The following is a 13,012-nucleotide window of genomic DNA, read 5'->3' as shown; positions in this document are numbered from 1 at the left end:
TCTTACCCAACCAGAATCGCGCTGGCAAGCGTCTTTCAGGCACAAACTTCAGCGACGACCTTGGCCAAGGCCTCGGCGTGGCCACGCACCTGGTTTTCATCATCGCCCTCGACCATCACCCGCACCAGCGGCTCAGTCCCGGACTTGCGCAACAGGACGCGACCACGACCGGCCATCGCCTCGGTCACTTTGGCACTGGCCTCTTGCACCGCTGAGTTTTCCAGCGGATCGGCACCGCCTGCGCCATAGCGGACATTGATCAGCACTTGCGGACATTTGCGGATGGCCTGGCGTGCCTGGGCCAGGTTTTCACCACGACGCCTGAGTGCCATCAACACCTGCAGCGCAGCGATGATCGCATCGCCCGTGGTGGTATGGTTGCAGCACACCACGTGCCCCGAGTTCTCGCCGCCCAGTTGCCACTCACGCTCGATCAGTTCGGCCATGACGTAACGGTCGCCGACCTTGGCACGGGCAAACGGAATATCCAGGTCCTTGAGCGCCAACTCCAGACCGAGGTTGCTCATCAGCGTCCCGACCACACCGCCTTGCAACTTGCCGCGCTCATGCAGATCGCGGGCAATGATGAACAACAACTCGTCGCCGTCGACGATGGCGCCGGTGTGATCGACCATCAGCACCCGATCCCCATCACCGTCGAAGGCGATACCCAAGTCCGCATGCCCCACCAGCACCGCAGCCTGCAGGGACTCGATGTGCGTGGAACCGCAGTTTTCATTGATGTTCAAGCCATCTGGCTGCGCGCTGAGCACCGTGACATCGGCACCCAACTCGCGGAACACGCTGGGCGCCACTTTGTAAGTAGCGCCATGGGCGCAGTCGACGACCAACTTGAGCCCTGCGAAGTCAGTGCTGCTGGGGACGCTGCTCTTGCAGAACTCGATATAGCGTCCAGCCGCATCGTTGATCCGCGACACCTTGCCCAACTTGCTCGACTCCACCACGTTCATCGGCTGGTCAAGCAACTCCTCGATCATGAGCTCCACTTCGTCTGGCAACTTCGTGCCGGAACCGGAGAAGAACTTGATGCCGTTGTCGTCATGCGGGTTGTGCGAAGCGCTGATGACGATGCCTGCCTCGGCATGGAAGGTGCGCGTCAGATAGGCGATCGCGGGGGTCGGCATCGGGCCAAGCAGCATGACGTCAGCACCGGCCGCCGACAAACCGGCCTCCAGTGCGGACTCGAACATGTAGCCGGAGATCCGGGTGTCCTTGCCCACCAGAACACGGCAGTGGCCGTGCTTGCGGAAAGCCATGCCTGCTGCCCAACCGAGCTTCAGCATGAAGTCGGGAGTGATGGGGTACTCGCCGACGCGGCCACGAATACCATCGGTACCAAAGTATTTCCTGCTCATAGTGTCTCCAAACGTTCTTATTCGGCGTTCTGCACCGCAGCGATCATGCGCACCACATCGACGGTCTCGGCCACGTCATGAACACGCAGAATGCTTGTGCCCATGGTCATGGCCAACGCCGCCAGCGCCAGGCTGCCGTAGAGACGCTCACCGACCGGACGGTCCAGCGCCAGGCCTATCATGCTTTTGCGCGAGACGCCCACCAGCAAGGGGCGACCCAGGCAATACAATGCTTCCAGATGCTTGAACAGGCTCAGGTTGTGCGCCAGGTTCTTGGCAAAACCAAAGCCTGGGTCGAGGATGACGCGCTCAGGAGCAATGCCCGCCGCCGCGCAGGCAGCGATGCGCTGCTCCAGATAACGCGCCACCTCGGCGGTGACATCGTCGTAGCGCGGATTGTCCTGCATGTTACCCGGCTCGCCGCGCATGTGCATCAAGCACACGGGAAGGCCGGTACTGGCGGCCGCCTCCAGGGCACCCTCGCGCTCCAGAGCACGAACGTCGTTGATCAGCCCTGCGCCGAGTCGAGCCACTTCGCGCATCACTGTGGGCGTCGAAGTGTCGACCGAGATGATCACATCCAGACGCGCGCTGATCGCTTCGACGATGGGTGCGACTCGACCCAGCTCTTCGTCAGGCGATACCGCGCGAGCTCCAGGCCGAGTGGACTCACCGCCCACATCGATGAGCGTCGCACCCGCCTCGACCATCGCCTCGGCATGCCGAAGCGCCTCGTCGTGGCGGCTGAACTGGCCGCCATCAGAAAAGGAGTCCGGCGTGACATTGAGGATACCCATGACATGGGTGCGGGATAAATCAAGAACCCGGTTGCCGCAAGGCAACCGGGTTGGGTACTGCTGCAAGGTCATAGAAACCCTTAATGTTGGGCCGCTGGACCACCGATCGGCGACTCGGGACGATCGCCCTGGGACGCTGGCGTGCCAGAGGTGCCGGCATCGTTGTCCCAATCACGCGGTTCGCGCGGAGCACGCCCGGACATGATGTCGTCGATTTGGTCGGCATCGATGGTTTCGTACTTCATCAATGCCTCGGCCATCGCGTCGAGCTTGTCGCGGTTTTCGGTAAGGATCTGCTTGGCGGTGGCATAGCAGTGATCGATGATGCTACGTACTTCAGAATCGATCAGCTTGGCGGTTTCACCCGACACACTCGCCTGCTGGCTGCCGGCGCTGCGACCGAGGAAAACTTCGCCCTCCTCTTCGGCATACATCAGCGGGCCGAGTTTCTCGGACAACCCCCACTTGGTGACCATGTTCCGAGCGATCTGGCTGGCGCGCATGATGTCGTTCGACGCACCGGTGGTGACACCGTCGAAGCCCAGCGTCATCTCCTCGGCGATACGTCCACCGTAAAGCGAGCAGATCTGGCTGATCAGCGCACGCTTGGAGAGGCTGTAGCGGTCCTCTTCGGGGAGGAACATGGTCACACCCAAAGCACGACCACGCGGGATGATCGAAACCTTGTAGACCGGATCATGCTCGGGAACGATACGACCGACGATGGCATGGCCGGCTTCATGGTAGGCAGTATTCTGCTTTTCCTTTTCCGACATGACCATGGTCTTGCGTTCAGCGCCCATCATGATCTTGTCTTTGGCCAGCTCGAACTCTTTCATCTCGACCAGACGCTTGCCTGCGCGGGCGGCGAACAACGACGCCTCGTTGACCAGATTGGCCAGGTCGGCACCGGAGAAGCCGGGGGTGCCACGGGCGATGACGGCAGCGTTGACGTTCTCGCCGATTGGCACTTTGCGCATGTGCACCTTGAGGATCTGCTCGCGACCGCGGATGTCCGGCAGACCGACCACCACCTGACGGTCGAACCGGCCCGGCCGCAGCAGCGCGGGATCGAGCACGTCGGGGCGGTTGGTGGCGGCAATGACGATGATGCCATCGTTCATCTCGAAGCCGTCCATTTCCACCAGCAACTGGTTCAGCGTCTGTTCACGCTCGTCATGACCGCCGCCCATGCCTGCGCCACGGTGACGACCAACGGCGTCGATTTCGTCAATGAAAATGATGCAAGGCGCATGCTTTTTGGCCTGCTCGAACATGTCACGAACCCGGCTAGCGCCCACACCGACGAACATTTCGACGAAGTCGGAACCGGAAATGGTGAAGAACGGTACCTTGGCTTCACCGGCGATGGCTTTGGCCAGCAAAGTCTTACCGGTACCGGGTGGGCCGACCATCAATACACCGCGAGGAATTCGACCGCCCAGGCGCTGGAACTTGCCTGGGTCACGGAGGAACTCGACCAGTTCGCCGACTTCCTCTTTGGCCTCGTCGCAACCGGCGACGTCAGCCAGCGTAGTCTTGACCTGGTCTTCGGAAAGCAGGCGCGCCTTGCTCTTGCCGAAGCTCATAGGCCCGCCCTTGCCGCCAGCACCGCCTTGCATCTGGCGCATGAAGAACATGAACACGGCAATGATGACCAGGATGGGGAAGCTCGCCACCAGCAACTGAGTCCAGATGCTCTGTTGCTCGGGTTGCTTGCCTTCGACCACGACGTGGTTGTCGACCAGATCGCCGATCAAACCGTTGTCGGCGATGGCCGGACGCACGGTCTTGAAGTTGTCGCCATCAGTACGCTTACCGGTGATGACGGCACCGTCGACGGTGACGCGCTCGACCTTGCCGTCCTTGACTTGCTGAATGAAGTCGGAGTAGTTGAGGGTCTGCGGCTCGTTAGGGCTGGAGAAGTTGTTCATCACCGTCACAAGGACGGCGGCGATGATCAACCACAGGATCAAATTCTTTGCCATGTCGTTCAATTAGCTACCCTCTGAGGTCGGCGCACGACGCAGCCGTGCCTCGCATGATAATCACCGCCCTAACTTACTACATTACCTGCGCATCCGCAGGCACCGTCTGTAACCCTTTGTGAAACCTAGACTACACGAAGTTCGGACGTTGCTGATTTCATGGCCGATTGGAATTAACTATCGGCCATTGTGGCAATTCCTGCTCATTCGCCTTTGTACCCCCTGGCCAGCAGATACTGTTCACGAGAGCGATCCCGAGACGACGAAGGCTTGCGCATCTGCACCTTGTCGAACTTGCTGCGCACTTCCTTGAGGTACACGTCGAAACCCTCTCCCTGGAAAATCTTGATCAGGAAGTCGCCACCCGGCTTGAGCACGCGAGCGGCCAGGTCCAGTGCCAGCTCGCAGAGGAACATGGCGCGCGGCATGTCCACGGCAGGCGTACCACTCATATTGGGGGCCATATCGGAAATCACAAGGTCGACGTGCGAATCGCCGACGGCCTGCAGGATCTGCTCGAGCACCGAATCCTGGGTGAAGTCGCCTTGTATGAAGGTGACATCGGGAATCGAATCCATTTCCAGAATATCGGAGGCGATCAACCGCCCTTGCCCGCCGATCAGACGACTGGTCACCTGTGACCAGCCACCCGGCGCGGCGCCCAGGTCGATCACGCTCATTCCGGGACGAATGAGTCGATCCTTTTCCTGTATCTCCAACAGTTTGTAGCTTGCGCGCGAACGGTAGCCATCCTTCTGCGCCTGCTTCACGAATGGATCGTTGAAATGCTCTCTCAGCCAGTTATGGCTGCTTTTGGAACGCTGCGCCACGGGGCACCTCGATGATTAGCGTCGTGATTGACTGGGCGGAGCCACGGGCCCTCGGGTAAAATGGCCACCAATTTTACAGAATCAGACGAAAAGGGTCAGATTATGCCGCTCAATAACGAGCAGAAGAAACAGTACAAGTCCATTGGCCATGACCTGAAGCCGGTCCTGATCGTTGCCGGCAATGGGCTCAATGAAGGTGTGATCGCCGAGCTGGAGCGTGCGCTCGTCGATCATGAGCTGATCAAGATCGAGATTCGCTCGGAAGATCGCGAGGAGCGCGCCGCTGCCATCGCCGAACTGTGCAAGGCTGGCCGTGCCGAGCTGGTGCAGACCATCGGCAAGAAGGCGCTGATCTATCGCAAGAACCCGCAGCCGAACAAGCAACTGTCCAACATCCACCGCTACAAGTGACAGTGACGCCCGTCAGTGGCGCGCCTTGCGCGCCCTGACAGGAACCGGCTGGGCCACCAGCACGATGCCGGAAAAACCCAGCACCAGGAAACAGAACATCTGCCAGCGCTCACCAACAGATATGCCGTAGCGCAGCGTGTAGTACCCCACACAGGCGCCCAGGCCAAGCAGTAGCATTTGGCCGCGGAACTGCCGCCACCACGCCGATAGACCCTCGACTCGCGCCAGCACGGCCAGCTGAGTCAACAGCCCAAGCAGCGCCACACCAATCAACCAGCGGTCGATCTGTCCGGCGATGTCCTGCACCAGCAAAGGCGCCAGGCCACTGACCTTGAGCGCCGGTACCAGCCCCACATGGAAAACCCACAGGCCGCCGACCCAGAACACCTGGGCCAATTGCCAGAGGATCCCCTCCAGGGACGGCGCGCGCTGGCGCCGGTCAGATGTGCTTGACTTCGACAATCTCGTACTCGACGGTTCCGCTCGGGGTCTTGACCACGACGGTATCACCCTCTTCCTTGCCAATGATGGCGCGGGCGATGGGTGCGCTGCTCGACAGCTTGCCTTGCCTAACGTCAGCTTCGTCCTCGCCGACGATCTGGTAGGTCACCTCGTCATCGTTCTCGGTGTTGGCCAACACGACGGTGGTACCGAAGATGACCTTGCCGGTGTGAGCGATGGTGGTGACATCGATCACCACCGAGTTCTGCAACCGACCTTCGATATCGCGGATACGTGCTTCGACCATGCCCTGTTCCTCGCGGGCGGCATGGTACTCGGCATTCTCCTTGAGATCGCCCAGCTCACGCGCTTCACCGATCGCCTGGCTCAAGCGCGGGCGCTCGGTCTTGCTGAGGAAAAGCAGCTCTTCTTCCAGGGCGCGGGCGCCCTGGACGGTCATCGGATATTTGGTAATGCTCATGCTTTGAGTCCTGCATGCAGATCCTGCAGGCGACGAACGGTCTTCTCAGGACCGAATTTCAGCGCCTCGCAGATGGCTTCACCCGCCGCGATAGTAGTGGTGCAGTAGATCTTGTGCTGCAGCGCATTACGGCGGATCGAGTAGGAATCGGCGATCGACTGGCGGCCTTCGGTGGTATTGATGATCAGCGACACTTCGTCGTTCTTGATCATGTCGACCACATGCGGGCGACCCTCGGTCACCTTGTTGACACGACGCACTTTCAGACCGGCAGCCTCGATTACCTTGGCAGTCCCGGCAGTAGCGACCACCTCGAAGCCCAGGGTGATCAAATCACGGGCAACGGCAGCCACTTGCGGCTTGTCGTCGTCGCGCACACTGATGAATGCGGTGCCGCCGCTTGGCAACACTTCGCTAGCCCCCATCTGGGCTTTGGCGAAGGCCTCACCGAAGCTGTCGCCCACACCCATCACCTCACCGGTGGATTTCATCTCAGGGCCGAGGATCGGGTCAACCCCTGGGAACTTGGCGAACGGGAAGACGGCTTCCTTGACGCTGTAGAAGTTCGGGATGATTTCCTCGGTGAAGCCCAGCTCCCTGAGCGACTTACCGGCCATCACGCGTGCAGCGATCATCGCCAGCGAAGTGCCGATGCACTTGGATACGAACGGTACGGTACGCGAGGCACGCGGGTTGACCTCGATCACGTAGATCTTGTCGCCCTGCAGCGCCAACTGCACGTTCATCAATCCGACCACGCCCAACTCCAGGGCCATCTTGCGCACTTGCTCGCGGACTTCGTCCTGCACGCCTTTGCTCAGCGAGTAGGGCGGCAGCGAGCATGCGGAGTCACCGGAGTGGACGCCGGCCTGCTCGATATGCTGCATGATCGCGCCGATAACCACGTCGGTACCGTCGCAGACAGCGTCCACGTCCATCTCGATGGCACAGTTGAGGAAGTGGTCGAGCAGCACCGGGCTGTCGTTGGACACTTGCACCGCTTCGCGCAGGTAGCGCTTGAGCTCGTCCAGCTCGTAGACGATCTCCATCGCCCGGCCGCCCAGCACATAGGACGGACGCACCACCAGCGGGTAGCCGATATCACCGGCGGCACGGATGGCTTCCTCTTCGCTGCGCACAGTCGCATTCGGCGGCTGCAGCAGGTTCAGGCGCTGGACCATCTGCTGGAAGCGCTCACGGTCTTCGGCACGGTCGATGGCGTCCGGGCTGGTGCCGATGATCGGTACGCCTGCCTCTTCAAGGGCGCGGGCCAGTTTCAGCGGAGTCTGACCACCGTAATGGACGATGACGCCTTTGGGCTTCTCGACGCGGCAGACTTCCAGCACGTCTTCCAGGGTCAGCGGTTCGAAGTACAGACGATCCGAGGTGTCGTAGTCGGTGGAGACGGTTTCAGGGTTGCAGTTGACCATGATGGTCTCGTACCCGTCTTCACGCAGCGCCAAAGCGGCGTGCACGCAGCAGTAGTCGAACTCGATACCTTGGCCGATACGGTTCGGGCCACCCCCGAGGATCATGATCTTGTCGCGGGTCGACGGATTGGCCTCGCACTCTTCTTCGTACGTGGAGTACAGGTAGGCGGTGTCGGTGGCGAATTCGGCGGCGCACGTGTCGACGCGCTTGTAAACCGGCAGCACGTCGAGCTTATGGCGGTGACGACGCAGATTCTTGTCGGTCACGCCCAGCAGCTTGGCCAGGCGCTGGTCGGAGAAGCCCTTGCGCTTGAGGCGCAGCATCAGGGCCTTGTCGATGTCGGCCAGGCCGAGGGTCTTGACCTTCTCCTCTTCCTTGATCAGGTCTTCGAGCTGCACCAGGAACCAGTGGTCGATGCCGGTGAGGGCGAAGATTTCGTCGCGGCTCATGCCGGCGCGCAGGGCATCGGCCACATACCAGATACGCTCGGCACCGGGCACGGTCAGCTCACGCTTGAGAATGCTCGACGCTTCGGAACTGGCCAGATCCACTTTCGGGTCCAGACCGCAGGCACCAACTTCCAGGCCGCGCAGGGCTTTCTGCAGGGATTCCTGGAAGGTGCGACCGATGGCCATGACTTCACCCACGGACTTCATCTGGGTGGTCAGGCGCGCGTCGGCCTTGGGGAACTTCTCGAAGGCGAAGCGGGGCAGCTTGGTGACGACATAGTCGATCGAAGGCTCGAAGGACGCCGGGGTACGACCGCCGGTGATATCGTTCTGCAGCTCATCGAGGGTGTAGCCGACTGCCAACTTGGCCGCGATCTTGGCGATCGGGAAACCGGTGGCCTTGGAGGCCAGGGCCGAGGAACGAGAAACCCGTGGGTTCATCTCGATCACGACCATACGGCCGGTGTTCGGGCAGATGCCGAACTGCACGTTGGAACCGCCGGTTTCGACGCCGATCTCACGCAGCACCGCCAGCGAGGCGTTGCGCATGATCTGGTATTCCTTGTCGGTAAGCGTCTGCGCCGGCGCGACGGTGATCGAGTCGCCGGTGTGTACGCCCATCGGATCGAAGTTTTCGATGGAGCAGACGATGATGCAGTTGTCCTTCTTGTCGCGGACCACCTCCATCTCGTATTCCTTCCAGCCGATCAGCGACTCGTCGATCAGCAGTTCCTTGGTCGGCGACAGATCCAGACCACGGGCGCAGATTTCCTCGAACTCTTCACGGTTGTAGGCGATGCCGCCACCGGTGCCACCCATGGTGAAGGATGGGCGGATGATGCATGGGAAACCCAGCTTTTCCAGGACCGCATTGGCCTCTTCCATGCTGTGGGCGATGCCCGAACGCGGGCACTCCAGACCGATGTCCTTCATTGCCTTGTCGAAGCGCGAACGGTCCTCGGCCTTGTCGATGGTGTCGGCGTTGGCGCCGATCATCTCTACGCCGAACTTCTCCAGAACGCCATGGCGCTCCAGATCCAGGGCGCAGTTCAGCGCGGTCTGACCGCCCATGGTCGGAAGCACCGCGTCTGGACGTTCTTTCTCGATGATCTTGGCCACCGACTGCCACTTTATCGGCTCGATGTAGGTGGCGTCGGCCATGGCCGGGTCGGTCATGATGGTGGCCGGGTTGGAGTTCACCAGGATGACGCGGAAACCTTCCTCGCGCAGGGCTTTGCAAGCCTGGGCGCCGGAATAGTCGAATTCACAGGCCTGGCCGATCACGATCGGGCCAGCGCCGAGAATCAGGATGCTTTTGATGTCTGTACGTTTTGGCATGGTTGTCACTCAAATCCGCGGGTCAGTCGGCAAGCCGTCTTGAACAATCTGGGTCAGGCGCTTCCGGACACGGCACAGGCCGGTCCGGGGCCTCGATGCAGGATGCTCAGCGGCGCTTGGCCATGGCATCGATGAAACGATCGAACAGTGGCGCGACGTCGGTCGGGCCGGGGCTCGCTTCAGGGTGGCCCTGGAAGCTGAACGCGCTCTTGTCGGTGCGTTCGATGCCCTGCAAGGTACCGTCGAACAGCGACTTGTGGATGGCGCGCACATTGCTTGGCAAGGTGGCTTCATCGACGGCGAAACCGTGGTTCTGACTGGTGATCATCACCACGCCGGTGTCCAGGTCCTGGACCGGGTGGTTGGCGCCGTGGTGACCGTGGCCCATCTTCACGGTCTTGGCACCGGAGGCCAAGGCCAGCAGTTGGTGACCGAGGCAGATACCGAAGACCGGGATGTCGGTTTCGAGAATGGCCTTGATCGCCGCGATGGCGTAGTCGCACGGCTCGGGATCGCCCGGGCCGTTGGACAGGAATACGCCGTCGGGGTTGAGCGCGAGCACTTCACTGGCCGGGGTTTGCGCTGGCACGACGGTCAGGCGGCAACCACGGGCGACCAGCATGCGCAGGATGTTCAACTTGACGCCGTAGTCGTAGGCGACCACGTGGTAAGGCAGCTCGGACGCTTCGCGGGTCGGGTGGCTGTCAGTTTTCAGCTCCCAAACGCTGGAGCGCCACTCATAACGCTCCTTGGTGCTGACTTCCTTGGCCAGGTCCATGCCCTTGAGGCCCGGGAAACCACGAGCGGCGGCGATGGCGGCTTCTTCGCTGATGTCGTCGCCGGCCAGGATGCAACCGTTCTGAGCGCCCTTCTCACGCAGGATGCGGGTCAGGCGACGGGTATCGATACCGGCGATGGCCACCACGTTGTTGGCCTTGAGGTACTCGGGCAGCGACTGGGTGTTGCGCCAGTTGCTGGCCAGCAGCGGCAGGTCGCGGATCACCAGACCTGCCGACCAGACGCGGTCGGACTCGGCGTCTTCGGCGGTGGTGCCGGTGTTGCCGATGTGCGGGTAGGTCAGAGTGACGATCTGCTGGGCGTAGGAAGGGTCTGTAAGGATTTCCTGGTAGCCGGTCATAGCGGTGTTGAACACCACCTCACCAACGGTTTGACCGTCGACCCCAATGGCCTCACCGCGAAAAATGCTGCCATCAGCAAGGGCGAGTATGGCTGGCTTTGTCAAGAAGACCTCCCGTAAATGACGCATGAAGGGGCGATCGCAGGTTGCAAAAAAGCGGAGTGCCGTATGGATACGTCACCCCGCTTTTATGTGCTGAATTCAATTCTCTGCGCGCTTTTAGTGGATACACTAAAGCTGTAGTTTACAGAAAAGTGAGCTCTCGGTCTACCGCAGATGTGCCGTTTAGACACACGTATGCGACAGGCCTACGCGTTCAATGCAGTTCCAGCACATCCTGCATGTCGTACAGCCCTGGCTCGCGCCCTTGCAGCCACAGCGCCGCACGTACAGCGCCTTTGGCAAAGGTCATGCGGCTAGACGCTTTGTGGGTGATCTCCAGGCGTTCACCGTCAGCCGCGAACAGCACCGTGTGGTCACCGACGACATCGCCCGCCCGCACGGTCGCAAAGCCAATGGTCTTGCGGTCACGGGCACCAGTCTGCCCCTCGCGACCATACACCGCCACCTCCTGCAGATCGCGACCCAACGCCTGAGCGACCACCTCGCCCATGCGCAGCGCGGTACCCGAGGGCGCATCGACCTTGTGCCGATGGTGCGCCTCGATGATCTCGATATCGACATCATCGCCCAACACACGCGCCGCCATGTCGAGCAACTTCAGGCTCAAGTTGACGCCGACGCTGAAGTTGGCGGCGAAGACGATCGGAATGTCTTTCCCGGCTTCGGCCAGCAGACGCTTCTCGTCGACACTGAAGCCGGTGGTACCGATCACCATCGCCTTGCCATGCTTTCGGCAGAACGCCAGGTTCTTCAGCGTCACCGAGGGATGCGTGAAGTCGATCAATACATCGAAGTCGTCGGCGACCTTGGCCAGGTCATCGGACAGCAGTACACCGATCCGACCGAGGGCCGCCAGCTCACCCGCGTCCGCCCCGACCAGAGAGCTGTCGGGGCGATCGATCGCCGCCGTCAGCCCGGCTCCGGAGGTTTGCTGCACCGCTTCGACGAGGGTCTTGCCCATTCGCCCTGCTGCGCCCATTACCGCAATACGTCGCATAGCCTGTTCCTTGTCAGAGATCGCCGAAGAAGCGCTTCACACCCTCGAACCAGCCACTGGCCTTGGGCGAGTGGGAGCTGTCACCCTCGAGCGAATCGCGCAGCTCTTCAAGCAGCTCACGCTGGCGACGACTGAGATTGACCGGCGTTTCCACCGCGACCCGGCACAGCAGATCGCCCGCACCACCACCGCGCACGGGTGCCACACCCTTGCCGCGCAGACGGAATTGCTTGCCCGTCTGAGTACCCTCGGGGATTCGCAACTTCACACGCCCATCGAGAGTCGGCACTTCGAGCTCGCCACCCAGTGCGGCATCGGTGTAGCTGATCGGCACTTCGCAGTACAGGTGCTTGCCATCACGCTGGAAGATCGCATGCTCGCGCACGCTGATGACGACGTAGAGATCGCCGGTCGGACCGCCATGGGCGCCCGCCTCGCCTTCGCCGGACAGGCGAATGCGATCGCCGGTGTCGACGCCGGCCGGCACTTTCACCGACAGGGTCTTGTACTCTTCGACACGGCCTTCGCCATGGCACGCCGAGCACGGGTCGGTGATGATCTTGCCCTGACCGTGACAGCGCGGGCAGGTCTGCTGAACAGAGAAGAAGCCCTGCTGCATACGGACTTGACCGATACCGCCGCAAGTTGGGCAGGTAGACGGGGTCGAGCCCTTCTTCGCACCCGTGCCGTCGCAAGGCTGACAGTTGACCAGGGTCGGCACACGAATGCTGACCGTCGTGCCACGCACCGCCTCTTCCAGGTTCAACTCCAGGGTGTAGCGCAGATCGCTGCCGCGCTGGGCACCACCGCGACCACCGCCACGGCCACCGCCGAAGAAGTCACTGAAGACGTCGCCGAAGATATCGGAGAAGTTGGCGCCGCCAAAACCGGCACCGCCGCCGCCCATGCTTGGATCGACGCCGGCATGGCCGTACTGATCGTAGGCTGCGCGCTTGCTGGCGTCGGACAATACTTCGTAGGCCTCGTTGGCCTCCTTGAACTTGTCTTCCGACTCTTTATCGCCCGGGTTGCGGTCCGGGTGGTATTTCATCGCCAGGCGGCGATAGGCCTTCTTGAGATCGCTTTCGCTGGCGCCACGCTCGACACCCAGGACCTCATAAAAATCACGCTTTGCCATAGGTCATTCGCACTCTTGAGGGCTTTCGGCATCTGTGCACCGTGCCGTCAGCACCTGCCGCAACACGCCTGATG

General features: G+C 61.4%; 11 protein-coding genes. 1 reads left to right on the top strand and 10 read right to left on the bottom strand.

Annotated elements, in window-relative coordinates:
- Window positions 1-35: 35 nt before the first annotated feature.
- The 4 genes from glmM to rlmE all read right to left on the bottom strand — a co-directional run bounded on the left by glmM (window position 36) and on the right by rlmE (window position 4,991).
- Window positions 36-1,376, bottom strand: a complete 1,341-nt coding sequence (glmM, locus tag Q6A47_RS18545; protein WP_029613924.1) for a phosphoglucosamine mutase — start codon at window positions 1,374-1,376, stop codon at window positions 36-38.
- Window positions 1,377-1,393: 17 nt separating this feature from the next.
- Window positions 1,394-2,245: a dihydropteroate synthase gene (gene folP, locus Q6A47_RS18540; RefSeq protein ID WP_304485039.1), complete on the bottom strand. Its 852-nt coding sequence runs from the start codon at window positions 2,243-2,245 to the stop codon at window positions 1,394-1,396.
- An 8-nt stretch (window positions 2,246-2,253) separates the two neighbouring features.
- Window positions 2,254-4,161: an ATP-dependent zinc metalloprotease FtsH gene (ftsH, locus tag Q6A47_RS18535; RefSeq protein WP_029613922.1), complete on the bottom strand. Its 1,908-nt coding sequence runs from the start codon at window positions 4,159-4,161 to the stop codon at window positions 2,254-2,256.
- 203 nt (window positions 4,162-4,364) lie between these two features.
- Window positions 4,365-4,991 (bottom strand): 23S rRNA (uridine(2552)-2'-O)-methyltransferase RlmE, encoded by a 627-nt coding sequence (rlmE, locus tag Q6A47_RS18530; RefSeq protein WP_029613921.1) that lies wholly within the window; start codon window positions 4,989-4,991, stop codon window positions 4,365-4,367.
- A gap of 102 nt (window positions 4,992-5,093) precedes the next feature.
- Here rlmE and Q6A47_RS18525 point away from each other — a divergent pair, with 102 nt between their 5' ends.
- Window positions 5,094-5,402 (top strand): YhbY family RNA-binding protein, encoded by a 309-nt coding sequence (locus Q6A47_RS18525; RefSeq protein WP_029613920.1) that lies wholly within the window; start codon window positions 5,094-5,096, stop codon window positions 5,400-5,402.
- Between the two features lie 12 nt (window positions 5,403-5,414).
- Here Q6A47_RS18525 and Q6A47_RS18520 read toward each other — a convergent pair whose 3' ends face one another.
- From Q6A47_RS18520 to dnaJ, 6 genes are all read right to left on the bottom strand, one after another.
- Complete coding sequence (locus Q6A47_RS18520) at window positions 5,415-5,864, bottom strand: MFS transporter (RefSeq protein ID WP_080754697.1); 450 nt, start codon at window positions 5,862-5,864, stop codon at window positions 5,415-5,417.
- A complete protein-coding gene (greA, locus tag Q6A47_RS18515; protein WP_080754696.1) occupies window positions 5,842-6,324 on the bottom strand; it encodes a transcription elongation factor GreA in 483 nt (160 codons plus the stop codon). The genes Q6A47_RS18520 and greA overlap by 23 nt, the downstream gene beginning before the upstream one ends.
- Window positions 6,321-9,542 (bottom strand): carbamoyl-phosphate synthase large subunit, encoded by a 3,222-nt coding sequence (carB, locus tag Q6A47_RS18510; protein WP_304485038.1) that lies wholly within the window; start codon window positions 9,540-9,542, stop codon window positions 6,321-6,323. The genes greA and carB overlap by 4 nt, the downstream gene beginning before the upstream one ends.
- 106 nt (window positions 9,543-9,648) lie before the next feature.
- Window positions 9,649-10,785, bottom strand: a complete 1,137-nt coding sequence (gene carA, locus Q6A47_RS18505; protein WP_304485037.1) for a glutamine-hydrolyzing carbamoyl-phosphate synthase small subunit — start codon at window positions 10,783-10,785, stop codon at window positions 9,649-9,651.
- 211 nt (window positions 10,786-10,996) lie between these two features.
- Window positions 10,997-11,800 (bottom strand): 4-hydroxy-tetrahydrodipicolinate reductase, encoded by an 804-nt coding sequence (dapB, locus tag Q6A47_RS18500; protein ID WP_029613917.1) that lies wholly within the window; start codon window positions 11,798-11,800, stop codon window positions 10,997-10,999.
- A 13-nt stretch (window positions 11,801-11,813) separates the two neighbouring features.
- Window positions 11,814-12,938, bottom strand: coding sequence for a molecular chaperone DnaJ (gene dnaJ, locus Q6A47_RS18495; protein ID WP_116887552.1), 1,125 nt, complete (start codon window positions 12,936-12,938; stop codon window positions 11,814-11,816).
- Between the last annotated feature and the right edge of the window lie 74 nt (window positions 12,939-13,012).

The organism is Pseudomonas boreofloridensis, from assembly GCF_030580795.1.
GTDB classification, from domain to species: Bacteria; Pseudomonadota; Gammaproteobacteria; order Pseudomonadales; family Pseudomonadaceae; genus Aquipseudomonas; species Aquipseudomonas boreofloridensis.
The sequence above is the reverse complement of the archived record's forward strand: the minus strand, read 5'-3'. Positions and strand labels throughout refer to the sequence as shown.